This window comes from Denitrovibrio acetiphilus DSM 12809 (genome assembly GCF_000025725.1).
GTDB classification, from domain to species: Bacteria; Chrysiogenota; Deferribacteres; order Deferribacterales; family Geovibrionaceae; genus Denitrovibrio; species Denitrovibrio acetiphilus.
In genome coordinates, this window is the sequence record NC_013943.1 from 2,395,981 (window position 1) to 2,415,389 (window position 19,409).

The following is a 19,409-nucleotide window of genomic DNA, read 5'->3' on the forward strand; positions in this document are numbered from 1 at the left end:
TTCATCTACGCGTAAAGGCGTGATGTTATGTCTTCGACCGCATAAAATATATTGGTATATATTTGGATAGAATACCCCTCAAGGAGATCTTTGAGAGTATTTTTATAATTCACATGCAAATAAAATCTACGGGTGAAAATTACGTTTAAAAGTTACAGATTTTCAGTTCAGTGCACAGGCGGGTTTTTCATCTTTAAAAACTGAGGTGACGGCATCACAGCACATCTTCGCCATAGCCTCTCTTGTTGCAAAACTGCCGCTGCCGATGTGCGGAGCAAGCACTGCATTACTGAGCTTAAAAAGCCCGGCATCTATCTTCGGTTCATCTTCGTAAACATCCAGCCCGGCTGCAAATATCAATTTATTTTCCAGAGCCTTGACAAGGTCTCTCTCTTTAATAATATCCCCTCTGCCTATGTTCACCAATACGGCAGAAGATTTCATCTGAACAAATGTTTCGAGGGTAAATTTATGATGAGTTTCCGGTGTTGACGGTGCTGTTATTATGAGAAAATCAGACTGACGTACAAGATCATCGAAGCTGACTCTTGAAGCACCGGTCAGAAGTTCCGCCTGATGTTTTTTTGTGCGTGAGCTGTATATAATGTCCATGTTAAAACCGGACGCCATCTGCGCCACAGCCTGCCCTATCCTGCCGAAACCAAAGACACCAAGAGTTTTGCCGTGCATATCCATCCCAAGGAACAGATCAGCCTCCCAGCCTTTGAACTTTTTATTGCGGGTAAAAGCGTCGCCTTCAGAAACACGTCTGGCAGCAGTTATCATAAGAGCAAACCCAAGCTCAGCAGTTGTCTGAGTAAGCACGTCCGGAGTATTGCAGACAGTTATCCCAAGCTCAGAGGCTGCCTGCACGTCTATGTTGTTATAACCCACAGCATAGTTAGCGACAACTTTAAGATTTTTGCAGGATTCCATAAGCTCCCTGTCAATCTTGTCGGACAGCATAGAGATTATACCGTCAGCATCCTCGGCACGTTTCGCAAGTTCTTTAGCTGAAAGCTGTTTACCTTTATTATAGTCAAGTTCGTGCCCTTTCAGATATCCTTCGATATCAAAAGGGAGTTCGGCAGTGATCAATATTTTCATTATAATGCTCTCTACTTATATTTCTTTCTTCGGAAAAGGTCAGTACGCTTTGAAATAACCCTGTCAATGAACAGAGTTCCGTCAAGATGGTCTGTCTCGTGCTGGAGCAGAACCGCCTCAAAACCCTCTGCTTCTATAACCTTCTCTTCGAAATTCTCGTCATTATACTTTATAAGTATCTTACGCGCACGATTGACATTCCCCGTATAATCAGGAACAGACATGCATCCTTCACGGAACTGAAGCATACCTTCCCACTTGAGTATTTCAGGGTTAATAAGCACCAGTCTGCCGTGATTGTTTTCGCATTTCTTATTCTTTGATGCATCAGCCACAACAATGCGCAGTTTTTCGCCTATCTGAGTCGCAGCTATCCCTGTGGAGTGTCCGGATTCCTCCATTGTGTCTATCAGGTCACGCACAACCTGTTTCGCGTGATCATCCAGTTTTTCAACATCTTCTGCCATCTCTTTGAGTCTAGTGTCCGGATATACTAATACTTCTCTTACTGCCATGTGTTAAAACTCGTATGTTTCTATATGTCTTATGTTTACATCTGTGCCGAGCTCACGGGATATCTTTTTCAGATCGCCTTCCCAGTCGCCGACGTCAGCACCGCTCTCAACAATAACTTCGAGAACCATGATATATATAGGACTAGTTTTTGAACCTGCAACCTTTGTCTGAAGATCCATAATGTTTATCTTCTTTTCTGAAAGGTATTCGGCAATTTTGTTTACAATCCCAGGCTTATCAGAGCCATAAACGGAAACAACATAGTGCTCCCCCTCAGGTTTTTCAACAGGCTCCGCAATCTCCTGAACGAGAACATCAACTTCCATAGCTTTTTCAAAGTCAGAGAAAAGTTCTTTCACCTGCTCAGATGTGCGCCCCTCTTTGCACTTCACGATAAAAATCGCAGAGAAAAACCCTTGCAGAAGTGTAGAGCTGGAATCTTCTATATTGAAATTATTCTCATAAAACACCTTGGACACACCAGCAACAATACCTGGTCTGTCCGCTGCTATCAGCGTAACAGCAAAAATATTTTCTGTGTTCATATTTCACCTCAAAAGCATTTTAAGATTACTTTTAAAAATATTATCATTCCCATACATGATGATGTCAACCTTATTATAAAACACGGGATATTTAATATAGTTTCTTGAGAACACAAAAGATTACTATTGAAAAAGTAACCCTCTCAGCAATATAATAAATAATGAGAGGACAGCAATATGTTTGAATTATTTACTGACAGAGCAAGAAGAGTAATATTGTTTGCAAGAGAGGCGTCAGAACGCCTTATGCAGACATCTATTGATACAGAGCACATTCTGCTCGGGCTCCTGAGAGAGCGTTCCGGGCTGGCGGCAGAAATTTTCAGCAGAAGGGGGATAGATGTCTCCATGCTGATGAACGATGTCAAGGGAGTTAGCGAGAAGGGACATAACCTTATGATAAAAGGGAGTCTCCCTTTCAGCCAGAACGGAAAGAATGTTCTGGATTTCTCTGTGGAAGAAGCAAAAAATCTCAAAAACAAATATGTGAATACTGAACATATCCTTTTGGGACTGCTGAAAGAGAAGAAAGGAAAAGCTTCTATGCTCCTTTCAAAGCTCGGCTTCGACCTTGTAACCCTGCGTGAAGAGATACAGACTGTATCAAAATCCTATGCGAAAAATACCGATCAGGCAGTAACCCCTACACTTGACGAGTTCGGGCGTGACCTGACAAAACTCGCCATGGACGGCAAACTCGACCCTGTCATAGGCAGGAGCACAGAGATAACACGACTGATACAGATCCTCGGCAGACGTATCAAAAATAATGCGGTCATCATAGGCGAACCAGGTGTCGGAAAAACAGCTATTGTCGAAGGGCTTGCTCTCAAGATGGCTAGTGAGGACGTACCTGATTTCCTCCGCAACAAACGCCTATTTTCTTTGGAACTCGGCAATGTTGTTGCAGGTACAAAATACCGCGGTCAGTTCGAAGAGCGCATGAAAAATCTTATAAAAGAGATAGAAACCGACGGCAACGTCATTATCTTCATAGATGAAATACATACTATCGTGGGTGCAGGAGCAGCGGAAGGATCGATTGATGCTTCCAACATGCTTAAGCCCGCACTGGCAAGAGGTGTTTTCCAGTGTATCGGAGCTACAACACTCAGCGAATTCCGCAAAAACTTTGAGAAAGACGGAGCTCTTAACAGACGCTTTCAGACTATCTCTGTTGACCAGCCGGATGCTGACGAGACAGTGCAGATTCTGGACGGCATCAAGCGCTTTTACGAAGATTTTCACAAGGTATTCATCCCTCACGATGTGCTGGAAGAGATCACCAGACTCACCGACAGATACATCACCGAGAAATTTCAGCCGGACAAAAGTATTGATGTACTTGATGAAGCCTGTTCAAGGCTGAAGCTTGCCACACGCACGATGCCGGACGATATGGTTCGTATCAAAAATAAACTGGAACAGTTAAAGGGGCTCCGTGACGAAAAACTACGTGCCAACGATTACGACAACATACAGAAATATTCAAAAGATGTTGAACGGTGGGCCACTAAGCTTTCCGTCGCTCAGAAAGAGTGGGAGGAAGAGCTGGATCTTGACTGGCCGACACTCACCATTGAAAACATATCAGAAGTTGTAGCACACATGACCGGTGTTCCGGTTCAGAAACTGCAAACAGACGACATGGCAAGAATAGCGAACATCGACAAAGATATAAAAGAATTCATTATCGGTCAGGATGAGGCGGTTGACGCCCTCTCCAGATCAGTTAAAAGAAGCTTCGCCGGACTTTCCAACCCTGCCCGCCCTCTCGGGTCTTTCATTTTTATGGGACCTACAGGTGTCGGTAAAACAGAGGTGGCAAAAAAACTGGCTGAAACTGTTTTCGGGTCAGAGTCCTCACTCATACGCATAGACATGACCGAATACATGGAACGTTTCAACTCCTCTCGCCTTATAGGTGCGCCTCCGGGCTATGTCGGCTACGAAGAAGGGGGAAAGTTGACCGAGCAGGTACGCAGAAAACCTTACTCTGTTGTGCTTTTTGACGAAATAGAGAAGGCTCACCCTGAAGTGCTGAATATACTGCTTCAGATACTGGACGACGGGCACATAAATGACAGCCTCGGACATAAGGTCAACTTTAAGAATACGATTATTATCATGACTTCCAATCTGGGTACAAAACTGAGCATGAACAGAAAAACACTCGGTTTCGACACAAAAGAGGAATCAAATAATGAGATCGACTATGATGTTTTCAGTACAAATGCCCACAGAGAGCTTAAAGACAGGTTCCCACCTGAGTTTATAAACAGAGTGGACAGTCTTGTTGTTTTCAAACCGCTGGGCAAAGCTGAGCTGATTGAAATAATCGACCTGCAACTTATAGAAATCAACAAACGCCTTGAAATTGCAGGCAAACAGCTCACTATTGATCAGGATGTGAAAGAACATCTTTTAAGCGGTGAATATGAATACAGCTATGGAGCAAGACCTATTAAACGACTTCTCCAGTCTAAAATCGAAGATCCCCTCAGCGAAATACTCCTTGAGGGCAAATTTGCTAAACGCAAAAATCTGAAAGTTAAGATGATAAATGATGAAATCGTTTTTAAATAAACGTATTCTTGTCGCCGGAGCAGGTGCTATCGGCAGTTTTTACGGCGGGTTTCTTTCAAAAGCCGGATACAATGTGGAACTCCTCGCAAGGGGAGAACACCTTACCGCAATGGGGGATTCCGGAAAACTTGCAATAACAAGCTATAAATACGGCGACCACGAAATCGATGTGAAAGCTGTCTCAGAAGCGACTGGTCAGTATGACATTCTACTCATTTGCGTAAAATCAGGTGACACTGCTGTTACATGCGGACAACTCAGGAACAACCTAAAGCAGGATGGCTGTGTAGTTTCGTTTCAGAATGGTGTTGAGAACCCACAGACGATTGCGGGGTTTTTCGGCAGTCACAGGACACTGGCCGCAAGCCTTTTTATAGGTCTCAGTATAGACCCTCCCGGGAAAGTTAACCATACATCATCAGGCGGGTGCACATTCGGCGGATGGACAGACGAATCGAAAAAATACGAAAATATGCTTAAAAACATATTTGATAACAGCGGAATAGAGTCAAACATAAGTAACTCCATAAAACACACCGTATGGAGCAAACTAGTCTGGAATGTTGGATACAACCCACTCTCCGCACTTTTAGACAGTACGTGCGGTCCTATGATAAACAGTGAAATCACCAGACCACTCATTGAAAATATGGTTCGGGAAGTTGTCGCTGCTGCCGCTATCCACGGGGTTACCATAACCGAAGAAGAATGGCAGGAGAAAATTGCTTACAGAGAAACTCTGAAAAACTACAAAACCAGCATGCTTCAGGACATTGAAAAGCACAGAAACCCGGAGATTGACGGCATACTGGGTCCAGTCATACGTACGCTGGAAAACAATGGTCAGAAAGCTCCATACTGTGAAACAGTCTACCGTGCCCTTCAGTTTAAATTCGGCAGTCATTTTATTCATTGCCCAAAACTTACAGTTGACATGATAGTGCGCAAAGGCGACAGTATCCTGCTTATAGAAAGAAAGAACGAGCCATACGGCTGGGCTCTCCCCGGCGGCTTTGTTGATTATGGCGAAACAGTCGAAAATGCGGCAGTAAGAGAATTAGCTGAAGAAACCGGAATTTACGCAGAAAATATTGAGATGCTCGGTGTCTTTTCAGATCCTCTGAGAGACAAACGGGGGCACACTGTTTCTGTTGTCTTCCAAACTCAGTCCGACCAAAATGCCAAAGCAGGCGATGACGCCAAAAAAGCAGTGTTCTATAAATTAAATGAATTACCCGACAATATCGTTTTCGATCACCTAAAGATCATAAATAGTCACTTATCGAAATTTTAAATAGTAACAATACCTTTAACACATTCACCTCTTGCGTAATCACCTCATTTGCCGATATTATAATTTAGAGGGCTACAATGATTAATAAGGTACAAAGGCAAGAAGACAACCGCAGAAAACATATGCGCGTTAAGTCTCGACTGCATTTCTGCGTATCTGTTATTGAGGGCAAAGATACTGAAACCGGAAAACACCGATACGGAAACTGCATCTGCGCTACTACTACAGATATTTCAATAGGCGGAATGTGCATACCCGACGCCGGAAAGCTGGAATTGGGACAAAGAGTCGAACTCTCCCCCCCTGGGAAAATGACGCAGCCTGCATGTTTAAACTGCGAAGAAGCTTACCTGCATAAAAACCATCTTGACCTGACACCTATCGCAGGAAGAATCGTCTGGCAAGAGGGGGGCAGGTGCGGTGTGCAGTTTACTAACCTAAGCAGAAGAAATGAAAATGTACTCTCAAAATTTATTTGGGAAGAACATCTGCATGGGGTCAGAAACAGTAAGAAACAGTCCCGGACTCCGAGAAAATTTTAATTTATCTTTTCTGAAAGGATTATAGCGGGGATATGCTTATCCAGTTTATCTCCTACTTTTTAACATAACATTACTCAGGCAGACATTACTGCTGCGCCTGTGCACAATAGGAGTTTGCCCTGTCAACGAGTGTATGTTATAAACGTAATGCTCGCATTCACAACATACTAATCAGACATTTTTCATCCCCTTTACCACTTGACTAATTTTCTCTTTTGATATACTCTCTTAAAAACGAAACAAACACGGAGGAATTAATACATGAGCTTAGTTACAAAAGCAGCACCTACATTCACTGCGGAAGCAGTCGTAAATAAGGAATTCAAAGATATTAAACTTGAAGACTATAAAGGGAAATGGCTGGTACTTTTCTTTTATCCGCTTGATTTCACATTTGTTTGCCCGACAGAAATCACAGCCCTTTCAGACGCTTATGCTGAATTTCAGAAACGCGACTGTGAAGTTATAGGCGTTTCCACAGATTCAAAATTCAGCCACCTTGCGTGGATCAACACCCCCCGCACAGAAGGCGGACTCGGCAACGTAGCCTACCCTCTCGTAGCTGACTTTACAAAGTCCATAGCAGAAGATTACGGTGTTTTGCTTGATCAGGGGATGGCACTCAGAGGGACATTTATCATAGACCCGAACGGCGTAATTCAGTTTGAGCTTATACACGACAACGGCATCGGACGTAACGTAAACGAAATCCTCAGAAATATTGACGCGCTCCAGTTCGTAGCAAAACATGGTGAAGTTTGTCCGGCAGGATGGACTCCAGGGAAAGAAACTATGACTCCAGACCCTGAAAAGATGAAAGACTACTACAAAAACAACCCTGAAGGTTGGCAAAAATAAATTTCCGCAAACCCACAGTAAAGGGAGTTTCCTTAATGGGGCTCCCTTTTATATCAGAACGTAACCATCATATTATCTTATTAACATAAGTAAACTGAAAAGAAGCAGAAGCAATATACCTGCATATTCGACAGCTCCGTAAACAAACCGGTATCTGTCATTAACTGTCACTGCTGACCTGAAACCGCAGGTAGCAAGAGCCACAGCAGATATTGTCAGAGCCATCCCGCAAGCCATAAAAAATACTGAAAGAGCACCGGCTAAGGGCATATCATTTGTAAACGCAAACATTGAGAGCACCATAGCTCCGGGACATGGAGTTATACTGATGAGGACAGCGCTTGACAGAAAACCTCCCTTTGAACGTTTATCCTGCTTATTACTGCGGAGCTTACTAAAAAGCAGATACAAACCGATAATAAGAAGGATGGAGTAAGACACTGCGGACATAAAACCATAAGCAGTATCGAACCCTAACGTGACAGAACTTTTCAATATATAATAAATGAAAGCCACAAGGATAAACGCTGAAAATGCATGCCCGAAGGCAACCACACAACCGAAAATAACTGATCTGAAAACATCTGCCGGAGTCGAAAGGAGATAGCTCGAAACAAGGGTTTTGGCGTGCCCGGGACCAAGCGAATGGAATACACCATAGATAAAGCTCAACACTAAAAATAATATAAAAGATGATGAAAAGGGTCTCTCTTTAATATCAGTAAAAACATCGGTCAGCCTGCTTTTAATAACCTGCTGTTTGTCGCTAAGATAATTATAAAATGCATTTCGTTCAGGCTTCTGCACCAGCTCTTTCTGGTGTTCCGAGGGTTTGCCTGCCGCAAACGGATTTGCCATCAGCTCCGCATGGCTAAACATAAATAATGTTATAATCAATAATAAAACTTTCACTTTATCTCCACAAACTTTCTGCCGCCGACATCGTCCTGAAGTACTGTGCCGTTTCCGCTCACCTGTACAACGCTTATGTCAGAGTAATATGTCTCGTCATAATTATACAACTGAACTACCCCTTTACAGTTCTTTATCGGGATATTCAGGCTGAATTTATATGTGACCTTCTTTTTCGTAGACGAAATACTGAAATTTTCGGCACTGCCTATCTCCAGCATGTCATTGCCGCAGTATCCCCGCATGAAATAATCAAAATTAACAAGATTATCAAACATATCTGCTTTCAGTTTTTTGACTTCCATCCCTGTAAACTGTCTGTCTCTGTCTATGTCAAAATCACTGAAAAGGATATTGCTGAACATCTCGTCGAATTCCCAAACAATATCAACTGTGCTCCCGTGAACGTTTAATCTGGACTCTATCCAAACATGAGGATGAGCCCAGACTAAACCCGAACATAAAAGCAATAATAGTATTATCAGTTGCTTCATTTATTATTTTACGATTTTTGAAATCTCTTTGAATTCCGGTGTACCCGCAGTCCCGAGCAACATGAAGAGAACAGCTTCGGCACATGTGATCACAGCGCCCGCCTTGCTCATCATATCGAGAGCGATTTCCCAGTTAAAGTCTGACCTGCTGCAAACAGCATCAGCAGCGACATGCACATTATAACCGTCATCAAGAAGGTCAAGCACTGTCTGCAAAACACAAACGTGTGTCTCCATACCGGAGATAACGACATTTTTTATCCCGTTTTCTTTCAGTGCTGCTTTAAATGATTCCTCTCCGCAGCAGGAAAAAGTAACTTTTTCTATGTGGCTGCTTACATCACGGGCAAGCTCAGCAACAGTACCGCCCAGACCTTTTGTATACTGCTGTGTACAAAGAACAGGAAGCCCGAGCACCTTTGCCCCTTTCACAAGCTTTGACGTGTTGGAGAGCATGTCAGCGTAGATATCGGGATCCATTGCCACTACAAGCTTTTCCTGAACATCAATCACAACTACAGCGGTATCATCAGTTTTTAATTTGAACATAGAGCACCCCTTTTTATAAGTTTAATAACTTTTCTATAACAGTTATATCATTTTTCCAGTCAGTAAAGTGAACAGTCTGCAGTCCCTCGTTTGAGGCACGTTCAATGTGTCCTGCGTTGTCATCGACAAAAAGCACTTCCGCAGGAACCGCACCGAAATCTTTGCACACCTCAGGGAAAAGAGTCTGGTCACTCTTGCCTTTGCCTATATGATATGAGTTGTATACTTTTTCGAAAAGGCTGAAAAAACCATACTTTTCATTAAATTCATCCAGCCAGTTTGTCTGGTCACTAAGTATAGCAAGTCTATAGCCTTTTGCGCCAATTTTTTCAACCAGTTCAAGCATCGGCTTTCTTATGGTAAACCTGTCAAAAATAAGTCCACGCATTTCGTCCACGCTCATCTTAAGCTCGTATCTGGAGTAAATTCCGTCCCACAACTCTTTTTCTGTTGCTTTGCCGTACATGTAGCCGGTTGACCATAAAACATCGCAAGCATCATCAAAAAATTTCTTACTGTCCAGATTATGAAAACGAGCTATATCATTAAGTCCGTCTTGCCAGCCTTCTTCTGCTATCACACCGCCAAAATCAAAAAAAACCGTGTTGATCATTTCTAAGCCTCCATGCACACAAGATACAATATAAGTACCAAATATTAAAGAATGAAGTTGAAAAACATTAGCCTGTGACCTATTGTGTCATTTATACGATAATATGGAGATATTTAATTGAAAGAAAAAGTTCTAATTGCCATGAGCGGCGGGGTAGACAGCACCCTCACTGCACACATCATGAAAGAAAAAGGGTACGATGTCATCGGCTGCACCATAAAATTCTTCGACGAGCAGACCGAAGCATTACATGACGGGGAAAAAGCTGCAAAAGAGCTTGGAATAGACTGGTACTACGCAGACTATACTGATTACTTCAAAGAAGATGTTATATCTTATTTCATACGCACATACATTCAGGGGAGAACGCCGAATCCTTGCGCACACTGCAACAGACACGCAAAATTCAACTATCTTTTCAGAGAGATGAAGTCCAAAGGCGCAACAAAAATCGCTACAGGGCACTACGCAGGTAAAGTTAAGGTTGGTGAAAAGTATTTTTTCAAGAAAGGGCAGGATGTCAGAAAAGATCAGTCATATTACCTCTGCCTCCTTAAAGATCACCAGAGAGAAGTTATCGAATTTCCACTGGGAGAGATGGAAAAAACTGATGTTAAAGCAAAAGCAGCCGAACTGGGGCTTTCTGTTGCGGACAAGGATGAAAGTCAGGATATATGCTTTCTGAAGGGCGGAGACTACAGAGATTTTCTCGAATCTAAGATTGACAAAGATAGCATAAAAAAGGGTTGGTTCATAAAAGACGGTGAGAAATTCAAAGAGCACGAAGGGATAATATACTACACCATTGGTCAGCGCAAGGGGCTCGGCATCGGTTATCACGAACCGCTATTTGTCAAACACATAGACGCAGAAAGTGGTAATATCATCCTCGGGAATAAAGATGAAGTGACCGGAACAGGTGTCAAAGTCCATGATTTCGTTTTCCCGGATGATCACGACAGGGTCTTCCGTGCAGAAGTCAAAGTCCGATACCGGATGGCTCCTGTGCCCTGTATGGTAGAAATACACCCCGGCAACACCGCAACAATTCTTTTCGACAGACCTGAATTTGCACCGACCCCGGGTCAGATAGCCTGTGTCTACGAAAATGACCTTGTAACTTGCGGTGGGTACATTGAAAGCGTATTTTAGCAAATATAACAATGCAATAGTGGCATTAAGCGGCGGTGCCGATTCTGCCGCTGTACTCATGCTAGCAGCGGAACATATCGGCAAAAACAATGTACTTGCTGTTACATGCGTTAATCAGCATTTTTTTGAATCAGAGCTTGAAAATGCAGCAAAGATTGCAGCGATATTAGGTGTGAGACACCAATCATACACCGTAGAGATGCCGAATGAATTTTATCTGGGTGGAAATGAGAAATGCTATTACTGCAAAAAAGCAGTGATGTCAGGTATGCTCAAAATGAAAGGCTTTGATACGATATTTGACGGAACCAATGCAGACGACGACCTTACAGAACGCCAGGGGAGCAGAGCCGCAAAAGAAATGGGAGTAATATCCCCCCTGTATGAACTCGGACTCGGGAAAGAATATACAAAAACAAAATGCAATAAACTCACGGGGATAGATTTTCTTGACGAATCCTGTAAAGCAACAAGGTTTGACGGTAGCTTCGACACTCAGGGGCTTGACAGAGTAGCACTCTTCGAAACACCTTTAAGGCACAAACTGCCGGGGATCAGATATCGTATAGACAGAAGATACGTAGAGTTCAAGAAACCGCTAACGCTCTCAGAAGCAGACTTTCAGGCTGTGACATCACAAAAGGCATTGTGCTGACCACTATCATCCGACACCTAAATTTTTCTCATCCGGCATAAGATATCATCATAAAGATTTGAATAAACGAAAAAAAGGGCTCCCGAAGAAGCCCTTTGATATATGATAATCTGTATTGATTAACGTTTGGAAAACTGAGGAGACTTTCTGGCTTTTGGTTTACCAGGTTTCTTCCTTTCAACAGCTCTGGCATCCCTTGTGAGGAAACCTCTCTTTTTAAGTTCAGGACGATTAGCCGCATCAAGCTCGCAGAGAGCTCTGGAGAGGCCGTGTCTGATAGCGCCCGCCTGACCTGTTTTACCGCCGCCTTTGACAGTAATATAAAGGTCAAACTTACCCTCAGCACCGATAACACCAAGAGGCTGTAAGCTGATCATGCAAAGTGTTTCCCTGCTGAAATAATCGCTGGGAGTTTTGCCATTGATAGTTACTTTACCTTTACCAGGTTTCATAAAAACTCTGGCACAGGATGTTTTTCTTCTACCTGTTCCGTATGTATAGTCAGCCATCAATAATCTCCTTAAATCTCAAGTGTTTCAGGGTTCTGAGCAGCGTGTGGGTGCGCTCCGCCTGTATATATCTTAAGCTTTTTGATCATAGCTCTTCCCATTTTTGTTTTAGGGAGCATTCTTCTAACAGCCATTCTGATAACTTCCTCAGGTTTCTTTTCCAGTTGCTCTTTAAGAGTTCTGTCTTTGATACCGCCAAGGTAGCCGGAGTGTCTGTAGTAAATTTTATCTGTCATCTTGGAACCTGTTACAGCAAATTTCTCTGCATTTACTATAACGATAAAGTCCCCTGTGTCGATGGAAGGAGTGTATGTCGGTTTATGCTTACCCATGAGGATAGTTGCAACCTCAGTAGCAAGACGTCCGAGAATCTTATTCTCAGCATCAACAACAAACCATTTCTGTTCTATTTCGTCGGGTTTTGCCCAATAGGTCTTCATTCATATACCTCGTCTAACTGTGAGCCTTCTTTTTTATTAAAATTGCGGACTTATGTCAAGCAGTTTTTAATTAGAAGCCCTTTCTTCTTTCTTTGATTCTAGCAGCTTTACCACGAAGTTCTCTCATGTAGTAAAGTCTTGACTGACGTACACGTCCTTTCCTGACAAGTTCGATCTTGTCAATCTTAGGTGTATAAAATGGAAAAATCCTTTCAACACCAATGTCGCCTACCATCTTTCTAACTGTAAAAGTAGAGTTAGAACTTGCGTTGTGAATCTTAAGCACGAGCCCTTCGTAAACCTGAATACGTTCTTTGTTCCCCTCTGTAATTCTGAAGTGAACTTTAACTGTGTCACCAGCACGAAATTCTGGAAGTTCTTTATTATTGAACTGTGACTCGACAGATTCGATCAATTTATTCTTCATCGAAAAGTCCTCCTAAAACCTGTATATCCTATCTAATATTATTGCCACAGCGCTTCTGACCGAAAGGTGGTTGAAGTTCCCAGCCCCCTCAATAGGTTTAAGCACTCTGTCAGACATTTTAAAAACATCCTCAGTAAACCCCCATCCTGTTCCGAAAATTATCAGGCAGGGTTTATCCTCGGACAGCGCTGAAACTTCATCAAATCCGATGTCCGCTCTGCTGTCTCTGGCTGTGGTAGCCACAACAACCGGGCGTTCACCCTCTTTCTTTTCGATATCAGCGATCACGTCCAGCAGACCTTCTGTGAGCTGTGTGCCCTCAAATGCCTGCTTACGGTTAACATTGTAAGTTGCTCCGTATCCTTCCAGCCAGTGTTTGATAACCCTTCCGGCTATCTCACGCTGTGCTTTCAAAGGTGTAACCACATAATATTTTTTCACATCATATGTAGTACAGCTTCTGGATATGTCGTGTAAATCCATATTAGTAATGGATGTTGCGACATTTTCTTTCTCTTTATCCTTCATCGGATAGTGGAGCAGAGCGACGTATATTTTCTTCTTTCCGCCCAAAGTGTCAAGATATTTTTTGTCCTCATCCGAAAGTTTTGCTGTTTTCAGCATATCCCGCCTGTTCTGAAAGGTGATTTCGAGAGATTTTTCTCTGCGCCACTTTTCGATATTGGCATGATGCCCCGAAAACAGAATCTCAGGAACAGCCAGCCCTTCGTACTCTCTGGGTTTGCTGTAATGAGGGTGTTCTAAAAGCCCCGACTGATGTGATTCCTCCAGAGGAGAATTCTCGTCACCCAGAACCCCGGGCAAAAGTCTGGCTATAGAATCTATCATCACCATAGATGCGAACTCTCCGCCTGTGAGAACGAAGTCGCCCAGCGACAAAGACTCATCCACCACCAGATCAACAACTCTTTCGTCAACGCCTTCATACCTTCCGCATACGAAAGTGAGGCTGTCGTACTCTTTGAGTCGTTCGGCATCATCCTGTGTGAAGCGTTTCCCTCTGGGATCCATCAAAATCACACGTGTGCCGCCCTGTTTCTGTTTAATATCCTGCACTGCACGGTGAATGGGCTCTACCTTCATAAGAAGCCCCTGTCCGCCGCCATACTGGTAGTCATCTGTTGTTCTGTGCTTGTCTGTAGTGTATTCCCGGATGTTAACGGGGTTAATATGGAAAAACCCGGACTCTACAGCTTTGCTGAGCACACCAACCGAAAAAGGATCCCGGAACATATCAGGAAATATTGTGAGGATATTATATTTTTTCACTGACCAGCCCGATCCTGTCGATTACCAGCTTCTTTTCTTTCACATTTATCTCTAAAACATGGTCTGTATTATTGGAGATAAGGTAATATTCATCCTCGCATTTAATGCGGAAGATGTCTGCACCGCCTGCTTCCATGTAGTCTGCAAGCGCCCCTACCAACTCTCCGTTTTTGTCAAACACCGGACACCCCTCCAGCTCATGCCAGTAAATCTCGCCGTCAAGCTCGGGGAGCATCTCTTCGGGGATAACAACTTCCATCCCCTTATATTTTTTAGCAGTATCAATGTCTTCCACACCTGCAAAACCAACAAGGATATTTCCCTTGTACTCCTGCATGTACTCAATTTCCAGAGATGCCTGAACATTCCCTTTAACTGCAAGCATCATATACTGCATATCGTCAAAAACTTCCGGACTTTCTGTCAAAACCTGCAAAACAAGCTCCCCGTCAAGTCCATGTGTATTTATTAGTCTGCCAACTCTTATCAGCTTCATGAACCATGCCAAAAAGGGCGCAGGTTGCCCTGCCCCTTTTGTAATTAAATATTCTACTGTCAGCGTCAGCGGAGGGTCTCCGCATCTGCCCCTTAGTCTTCGAGTATCTCGAGAACCACCTTTTTACCGCATTTCACTCCGGAAGCGTTCAGAATGGTTCTGATAGCTTTGGCTGTACGCCCCTGCTTCCCGATGACCTTCCCCAGATCAGACTGATCTACTCTGAGCTCTAAAATAGAGGCTTTTTCGCCCTCTACCTCTTTAAGGTTTACAGCATCTGGATTATCTACCAGTGATTTCACTATGAATTCGACTAGTTCTTTCATGGTTCACCTCGCTAGGAGAATTAACCTCTGGACTCGTGGTATTTTTTCATCACTCCATTTTTGGAGAGGATATTTTTAACAGTATCAGTAGGCTGTGCACCTTTCTGAAGCCAGCTGAGAGCTTTATCTTCGTCGATTCTGATCTCTGCCACTTCAGGCATAGGGTTGTAGAAACCGAGAACTTCAATGAAGTTACCGTTACGTCTCTCTCTGCTGTCACATACTACAATTCTGTAAAAAGGTCTTTTTTTACGACCGAGTCTCATAAGTCTGATTTTGGTAGCCACTTGGTATTACCTCGCTATTATTTAAGTTATTTTTATAATATCTTTTAGCAAGTATGTTTTACAACACCCTGCTTTATTTTATAACCTGTCCGGTCTTATTTCATTTTGAGAAAATCTCTCATCATTGCCGGATTCAGCTTGTTTGAGCCTCCAAGCTTCTTTTTCATCTGCTTCATCATTTTATTCATCTGGTTAAGCTGATTCACAAGCCTGTTAACATCCGCAACATTTGTTCCGCTGCCTCTTGCAATACGTTTCTTACGATTTGCATTCAGCAGTTTCCCATTCCTGCGCTCTTTCAGGGTCATGGAGAAGATTATCGCTTCAGTCTTTTTAAACTGACGGTCGTCTATCTCGCCCATATTCATGTTGCCGAGCCCGGGTATCAAACGCATTATACTGTCGAGTGATCCCATTTTTTTTATCATACGAAATTGTTTGAGCATATCCTCAAAATCAAGTCCGTGTTTTGCCATCTTGGCGGCCATCTCTTCTGCATCGCCTTCCTCAATGGACTCTTGCGCACGCTCAACAAGGGTAACAATGTCCCCCATGCCGAGAATACGTGAAGCCATACGGTCCGGGTAAAACTGCTCAAATTCTGTGAGCTTCTCACCAGTACCGATAAACTTCAGAGGCTTTCCTGTGACTTCTTTGATAGAAAGTGCTGCACCGCCTCGTGCGTCACCGTCCATCTTAGTAAGGATAATACCTGTAGCATCCAGCATATCGTTAAAACTTTTAGCCACATTTACTGCGTCCTGCCCTGTCATGGCATCTGCCACAAAGAGAACTTCATCAGGGTTCACAGCCTCTTTAGTGCGGACAATCTCGTTCATTAGATTTTCGTCTATATGGAGTCGTCCTGCCGTATCTATTATCAATATATCTTTGGCAGTCTTCTTTGCATGTGCGAGGGCATCTTTTGCGATCTTCACCGCATCCTTGCTCTCCCTGTCCGAATAGACATCACAGCCAAGCTGTCTGCCCAGTGTCTCCAACTGGTCAATTGCCGCTGGGCGATATATATCGCCTGCCACTAGGAGCACCGATTTGCTTTGCTTCATAAAAAAGTTCGCCAGTTTTCCGGCAGAAGTTGTCTTACCGGAACCCTGAAGACCAGCCATCATAATCACTGTAGGAGGGTTAGAGTTGAGCTTTATTTTGGCTTCCTTGTAGTCTTTGCCACCGAGGATATCCACAAGCTCATCATTTACAATTTTTATGAAAACCTGATCGGGGGTGAGACTTTTCCTGACCTCTTCCCCTAACGCCTTTTCACGGACATTATTTATGAAGGTTTTAACCACTTTAAAGTTAACGTCAGCCTCAAGCAGAGCCATACGGACCTGTTTAAGGGCTTCGTTTATATTTTCGTCATCAATCCTAACCTGTTTCTTCAGCTTAGAAAAAACAGCATTGAGTTTATCATTCAATGTAGTAAACATATTTTAAACGCACCTCTATCAAGGTATAAGGGTGAACTAAAGTTTATAGGTTAAAGCCCCTGTCATGTCAACGACTATTTAGTTTTTTGATAAAAAACCCTTCACACCGTCACATAATATTAACAGGTGCTTATTATACATGCGTGAAACAGATCAGACAACGGGTTCTTTCAAATCTTGAGAATCCCGCAGCCTTCTACATAACAATTCCATGATCCGCTTTGCAAGGTCTGCATTTCCCCGCAGAACATTATCAAAGACCTCTCTGTCAAGCACAAGAACCTCACTTCGCTCTGCTGCTTTTACTGTTAATCTGTGCGGTTCACACATCAGATGCGCCACCTCGCCGAACATTTCGCCTGTTTTGATATAAGCACTGCCTCCGTCAGGGTCTAGCACCTCCAGTCCGCCGGAAATTACGTAGTAGACATTGTCAGCCCCACTCCCTGATTCAATGATCACCTCATCTGCTTCAAACGTCTGCGTATACTTCTCCAGCACTTTTTTATTCATCTGAACAAATCTTGTATTTATATCATCATCGCTGAAAAGTCTGTTCAAAATCAAAATATCAGACCTGAAGTTTACAAACACATATTGTGCACAAAATAGGAATAGCAGAAAAACAAAATACGACCATATGAGCACAATTATAAGACTTCCGAGAAGACCATATGCCGTATTTCCAGCAATATGCTTAAAAACAACCACAGCAACCGACCTGCTCCCTGCAAATATAACCATAAAAAGCAATGCTCCTTTAAGGGCATTACCTGTACCCGGCTTCCGGACAGGCAAATATCTGTAAATGAAATATACTATTACAAAACCTGTCGATGCAGGAAGGATAAGAGCGGCAGCATTAAAAAGAGGCTGTATGATTTCCAGGTTGATATTATTTAACTCAAGATACTTATAGATAATATCTTTTGTAGAGTTGAACACCCCTATCAGTAGCACCAAGATAAAGGCGGCCGGAAGTATACCCAGAGAAATTGCATTCTCGAGCAGAAAATTACGTTTTTTCTCCGCAGGAAAAATGATGCTGAACGCCCGCTGAATAGACCCAAGGATAAGTCTGCTGCTGAAAAGAAGGTTGAATATACCGAATATCCCGATTGCACTCCCGGCAGCTTTCGATATCCCGAATTTTTCAAACATCTCCGGAGTTATTTTCTCATTAAACATTGACAATACAGTAAAAATATCATCAGAAAAAGCCGGATATCTATTAAGAAATGTATCAAAAATATATAAAAGAAGGAGCACGAGGGGGATTAACGACAAAAGCATGTAATATGCACATGCAGCAGCGTGATTCCGAAGTTCATTCCGATTAAAAAAATTATATGCCAGACTGATCTTCTGAAAAAAATCCAGAAAATACTTCTCAGGATTAGAAAGCTCTTTGAAAAAACGCCGGAAGCGCACTTTCACACAACCTTAACATGCCATGGCTCAAAGCGCACACCGTAAGGATTCTTCCTGTCGTATCTGATGCGCATGTAACCGTGATTCATAAGCATTGCATACTCTCTGGTGGTGGCAAACTTATCTGTAAAATTAGCATAGCCCCACCCTTTTATACCTACATCAAAATCGCCGATACCGTGGTAAGAGTACCCCACAGGAGCAACAGAACGCGAAGCCATCGAAAGATTACCTTTCGTACTGACAGCTTTGGTCAGAAAAAGGTGAAGCTGTTTCATGACGCTGCGCACACCAGATGTGAGTATGAGTGAGTTCATCTCTTTGGTAATCTTTTCATAGATAGCCAGCGAATGAGCCTTATATATAAAATGTCCGCTCCCAGGAATCTTAACAAGCTCGTCTTCATTTACCCTGTCAGTAACACTGTCAAAAATCCTTTCACCGTAGAATCCATAGTCTGATGCATTCCTTGAAAACAGAAGTTCAAGATAATCCTTTTCAGCCTTCGTAAAAGGTGTGAGAGTATCGATTGATTCCATATATCTCAGGGCGTCATCAAAGTTGAGAATATTAAAATTGCCAAAGCCTACATAACGCATCAGGGCGTGCGTCTTCGTCTGGCATGACTTTATCAGGCTGAGCTCAATTTCGTCCGCGTGGAGGTCATCTGAAAATGCATGATTAAAGTTGCGGATCTTTTCAAAATAATCCTGCGAGCTGAACACACTTTCACGACCGACATCATTAAACGAACGCACCGGAACAGGCTTATTCAGCCCATAACCGCTGAAAGCATACGCCCCCGCCGGTAAAGCGGATAACACAGCAGCAGAAAATGAAAATTTCAGCAAATCCCTTCTGTTTATCATAGGGCATACCTTTGTCTGCATATTTACCACCTAATACTACTAAATTGATAATATTATTTAAAG

The 19,409-nt window shown here is 42.9% G+C and carries 23 protein-coding genes; 6 read left to right on the forward strand and 17 right to left on the reverse strand.

What is annotated here, in order from left to right; genetic code table 11:
• Positions 1-162: 162 nt before the first annotated feature.
• The 3 genes from DACET_RS11390 to DACET_RS11400 are packed head-to-tail and all read right to left on the reverse strand — an operon-like array spanning position 163 to position 2,168.
• On the reverse strand, positions 163-1,107 hold the full coding sequence (locus DACET_RS11390; protein ID WP_013011526.1) for a 2-hydroxyacid dehydrogenase: 945 nt from the start codon (positions 1,105-1,107) through the stop codon (positions 163-165).
• 11 nt (positions 1,108-1,118) lie between these two features.
• A complete protein-coding gene (gene def / locus DACET_RS11395) occupies positions 1,119-1,622 on the reverse strand; it encodes a peptide deformylase (RefSeq protein WP_013011527.1) in 504 nt (167 codons plus the stop codon).
• A gap of 3 nt (positions 1,623-1,625) precedes the next feature.
• Positions 1,626-2,168, reverse strand: coding sequence for a glycine cleavage system transcriptional repressor (locus tag DACET_RS11400; RefSeq protein WP_013011528.1), 543 nt, complete (start codon positions 2,166-2,168; stop codon positions 1,626-1,628).
• Positions 2,169-2,345: 177 nt separating this feature from the next.
• On the opposite strand from DACET_RS11400, the gene DACET_RS11405 reads away from it, so the two are divergent.
• The 4 genes from DACET_RS11405 (at position 2,346) to DACET_RS11420 (ending at position 7,448) form a co-directional block, all read left to right on the forward strand.
• Entirely contained in the window at positions 2,346-4,754 is a 2,409-nt protein-coding gene (locus DACET_RS11405) for an ATP-dependent Clp protease ATP-binding subunit (protein ID WP_013011529.1), read from the forward strand.
• The gene (locus DACET_RS11410) at positions 4,732-6,048 is read left to right on the forward strand and encodes a 2-dehydropantoate 2-reductase (RefSeq protein ID WP_013011530.1); all 1,317 of its coding nucleotides are present in this window, start codon (positions 4,732-4,734) and stop codon (positions 6,046-6,048) included. Before DACET_RS11405 ends, DACET_RS11410 begins: the two co-directional genes overlap by 23 nt.
• Positions 6,049-6,125: 77 nt before the next feature.
• On the forward strand, positions 6,126-6,590 hold the full coding sequence (locus DACET_RS11415) for a PilZ domain-containing protein (protein ID WP_013011531.1): 465 nt from the start codon (positions 6,126-6,128) through the stop codon (positions 6,588-6,590).
• Positions 6,591-6,851: 261 nt separating this feature from the next.
• Positions 6,852-7,448 (forward strand): peroxiredoxin, encoded by a 597-nt coding sequence (locus DACET_RS11420; protein WP_013011532.1) that lies wholly within the window; start codon positions 6,852-6,854, stop codon positions 7,446-7,448.
• Positions 7,449-7,520: 72 nt separating this feature from the next.
• On the opposite strand, the gene DACET_RS11425 is transcribed toward DACET_RS11420, so the two are convergent.
• Genes DACET_RS11425 through DACET_RS11440 form a run of 4 tightly spaced genes read right to left on the reverse strand, consistent with a single transcriptional unit; the run spans position 7,521 to position 10,016 of the window.
• Positions 7,521-8,327 carry a nickel/cobalt transporter gene (locus DACET_RS11425; protein ID WP_211204080.1) on the reverse strand — a complete coding sequence of 269 codons (807 nt, stop codon included), beginning with the start codon at positions 8,325-8,327 and terminating at the stop codon, positions 7,521-7,523.
• A 29-nt stretch (positions 8,328-8,356) separates the two neighbouring features.
• The gene (locus DACET_RS11430) at positions 8,357-8,854 is read right to left on the reverse strand and encodes a DUF1007 family protein (protein ID WP_013011534.1); all 498 of its coding nucleotides are present in this window, start codon (positions 8,852-8,854) and stop codon (positions 8,357-8,359) included.
• 3 nt (positions 8,855-8,857) lie between these two features.
• Positions 8,858-9,403, reverse strand: coding sequence for a hydrolase (locus DACET_RS11435; RefSeq protein ID WP_013011535.1), 546 nt, complete (start codon positions 9,401-9,403; stop codon positions 8,858-8,860).
• A 13-nt stretch (positions 9,404-9,416) separates the two neighbouring features.
• Entirely contained in the window at positions 9,417-10,016 is a 600-nt protein-coding gene (locus tag DACET_RS11440) for an HAD family hydrolase (protein ID WP_013011536.1), read from the reverse strand.
• 117 nt (positions 10,017-10,133) lie between these two features.
• On the opposite strand from DACET_RS11440, the gene mnmA reads away from it, so the two are divergent.
• Both mnmA and DACET_RS15670 read left to right on the forward strand, forming a co-directional pair.
• Positions 10,134-11,168, forward strand: coding sequence for a tRNA 2-thiouridine(34) synthase MnmA (gene mnmA / locus DACET_RS11445; RefSeq protein WP_013011537.1), 1,035 nt, complete (start codon positions 10,134-10,136; stop codon positions 11,166-11,168).
• A complete protein-coding gene (locus tag DACET_RS15670) occupies positions 11,152-11,823 on the forward strand; it encodes a 7-cyano-7-deazaguanine synthase (RefSeq protein ID WP_013011538.1) in 672 nt (223 codons plus the stop codon). Before mnmA ends, DACET_RS15670 begins: the two co-directional genes overlap by 17 nt.
• Positions 11,824-11,942: 119 nt before the next feature.
• Here DACET_RS15670 and rpsI read toward each other — a convergent pair whose 3' ends face one another.
• From rpsI to DACET_RS11500, 10 genes are all read right to left on the reverse strand, one after another.
• Complete coding sequence (rpsI, locus tag DACET_RS11455) at positions 11,943-12,332, reverse strand: 30S ribosomal protein S9 (protein ID WP_013011539.1); 390 nt, start codon at positions 12,330-12,332, stop codon at positions 11,943-11,945.
• Positions 12,333-12,343: 11 nt separating this feature from the next.
• On the reverse strand, positions 12,344-12,772 hold the full coding sequence (rplM, locus tag DACET_RS11460; RefSeq protein WP_013011540.1) for a 50S ribosomal protein L13: 429 nt from the start codon (positions 12,770-12,772) through the stop codon (positions 12,344-12,346).
• Positions 12,773-12,842: 70 nt separating this feature from the next.
• Positions 12,843-13,199, reverse strand: coding sequence for a 50S ribosomal protein L19 (gene rplS, locus DACET_RS11465; RefSeq protein ID WP_013011541.1), 357 nt, complete (start codon positions 13,197-13,199; stop codon positions 12,843-12,845).
• Between the two features lie 12 nt (positions 13,200-13,211).
• Complete coding sequence (trmD, locus tag DACET_RS11470; RefSeq protein WP_013011542.1) at positions 13,212-14,489, reverse strand: tRNA (guanosine(37)-N1)-methyltransferase TrmD; 1,278 nt, start codon at positions 14,487-14,489, stop codon at positions 13,212-13,214.
• Positions 14,476-14,985, reverse strand: a complete 510-nt coding sequence (rimM, locus tag DACET_RS11475; protein ID WP_013011543.1) for a ribosome maturation factor RimM — start codon at positions 14,983-14,985, stop codon at positions 14,476-14,478. Before rimM ends, trmD begins: the two co-directional genes overlap by 14 nt.
• A 92-nt stretch (positions 14,986-15,077) precedes the next feature.
• Entirely contained in the window at positions 15,078-15,311 is a 234-nt protein-coding gene (locus DACET_RS11480; protein WP_013011544.1) for a KH domain-containing protein, read from the reverse strand.
• A 20-nt stretch (positions 15,312-15,331) separates the two neighbouring features.
• The gene (rpsP, locus tag DACET_RS11485) at positions 15,332-15,598 is read right to left on the reverse strand and encodes a 30S ribosomal protein S16 (protein ID WP_013011545.1); all 267 of its coding nucleotides are present in this window, start codon (positions 15,596-15,598) and stop codon (positions 15,332-15,334) included.
• Positions 15,599-15,693: 95 nt separating this feature from the next.
• Complete coding sequence (gene ffh / locus DACET_RS11490; RefSeq protein ID WP_013011546.1) at positions 15,694-17,046, reverse strand: signal recognition particle protein; 1,353 nt, start codon at positions 17,044-17,046, stop codon at positions 15,694-15,696.
• 153 nt (positions 17,047-17,199) lie between these two features.
• Entirely contained in the window at positions 17,200-18,483 is a 1,284-nt protein-coding gene (locus DACET_RS11495; RefSeq protein WP_041229975.1) for a YhjD/YihY/BrkB family envelope integrity protein, read from the reverse strand.
• Positions 18,480-19,367 (reverse strand): M15 family metallopeptidase, encoded by an 888-nt coding sequence (locus DACET_RS11500; RefSeq protein ID WP_013011548.1) that lies wholly within the window; start codon positions 19,365-19,367, stop codon positions 18,480-18,482. The genes DACET_RS11495 and DACET_RS11500 overlap by 4 nt, the downstream gene beginning before the upstream one ends.
• Positions 19,368-19,409: the final 42 nt, after the last annotated feature.

Coding starts and splice junctions, on each gene's coding strand:
- DACET_RS11390 (WP_013011526.1), bottom strand. CDS start 1,107: ATGAAAATATTGATCACTGCCGAACTCCCTTTTGATATCGAAGGATAT.
- def (WP_013011527.1), bottom strand. CDS start 1,622: ATGGCAGTAAGAGAAGTATTAGTATATCCGGACACTAGACTCAAAGAG.
- DACET_RS11400 (WP_013011528.1), bottom strand. CDS start 2,168: ATGAACACAGAAAATATTTTTGCTGTTACGCTGATAGCAGCGGACAGA.
- DACET_RS11405 (WP_013011529.1), top strand. CDS start 2,346: ATGTTTGAATTATTTACTGACAGAGCAAGAAGAGTAATATTGTTTGCA.
- DACET_RS11410 (WP_013011530.1), top strand. CDS start 4,732: ATGATGAAATCGTTTTTAAATAAACGTATTCTTGTCGCCGGAGCAGGT.
- DACET_RS11415 (WP_013011531.1), top strand. CDS start 6,126: ATGATTAATAAGGTACAAAGGCAAGAAGACAACCGCAGAAAACATATG.
- DACET_RS11420 (WP_013011532.1), top strand. CDS start 6,852: ATGAGCTTAGTTACAAAAGCAGCACCTACATTCACTGCGGAAGCAGTC.
- DACET_RS11425 (WP_211204080.1), bottom strand. CDS start 8,327: ATGTTTAGCCATGCGGAGCTGATGGCAAATCCGTTTGCGGCAGGCAAA.
- DACET_RS11430 (WP_013011534.1), bottom strand. CDS start 8,854: ATGAAGCAACTGATAATACTATTATTGCTTTTATGTTCGGGTTTAGTC.
- DACET_RS11435 (WP_013011535.1), bottom strand. CDS start 9,403: ATGTTCAAATTAAAAACTGATGATACCGCTGTAGTTGTGATTGATGTT.
- DACET_RS11440 (WP_013011536.1), bottom strand. CDS start 10,016: ATGATCAACACGGTTTTTTTTGATTTTGGCGGTGTGATAGCAGAAGAA.
- rpsI (WP_013011539.1), bottom strand. CDS start 12,332: ATGGCTGACTATACATACGGAACAGGTAGAAGAAAAACATCCTGTGCC.
- rplM (WP_013011540.1), bottom strand. CDS start 12,772: ATGAAGACCTATTGGGCAAAACCCGACGAAATAGAACAGAAATGGTTT.
- rplS (WP_013011541.1), bottom strand. CDS start 13,199: ATGAAGAATAAATTGATCGAATCTGTCGAGTCACAGTTCAATAATAAA.
- rimM (WP_013011543.1), bottom strand. CDS start 14,985: ATGAAGCTGATAAGAGTTGGCAGACTAATAAATACACATGGACTTGAC.
- DACET_RS11480 (WP_013011544.1), bottom strand. CDS start 15,311: ATGAAAGAACTAGTCGAATTCATAGTGAAATCACTGGTAGATAATCCA.
- ffh (WP_013011546.1), bottom strand. CDS start 17,046: ATGTTTACTACATTGAATGATAAACTCAATGCTGTTTTTTCTAAGCTG.
- DACET_RS11500 (WP_013011548.1), bottom strand. CDS start 19,367: ATGCAGACAAAGGTATGCCCTATGATAAACAGAAGGGATTTGCTGAAA.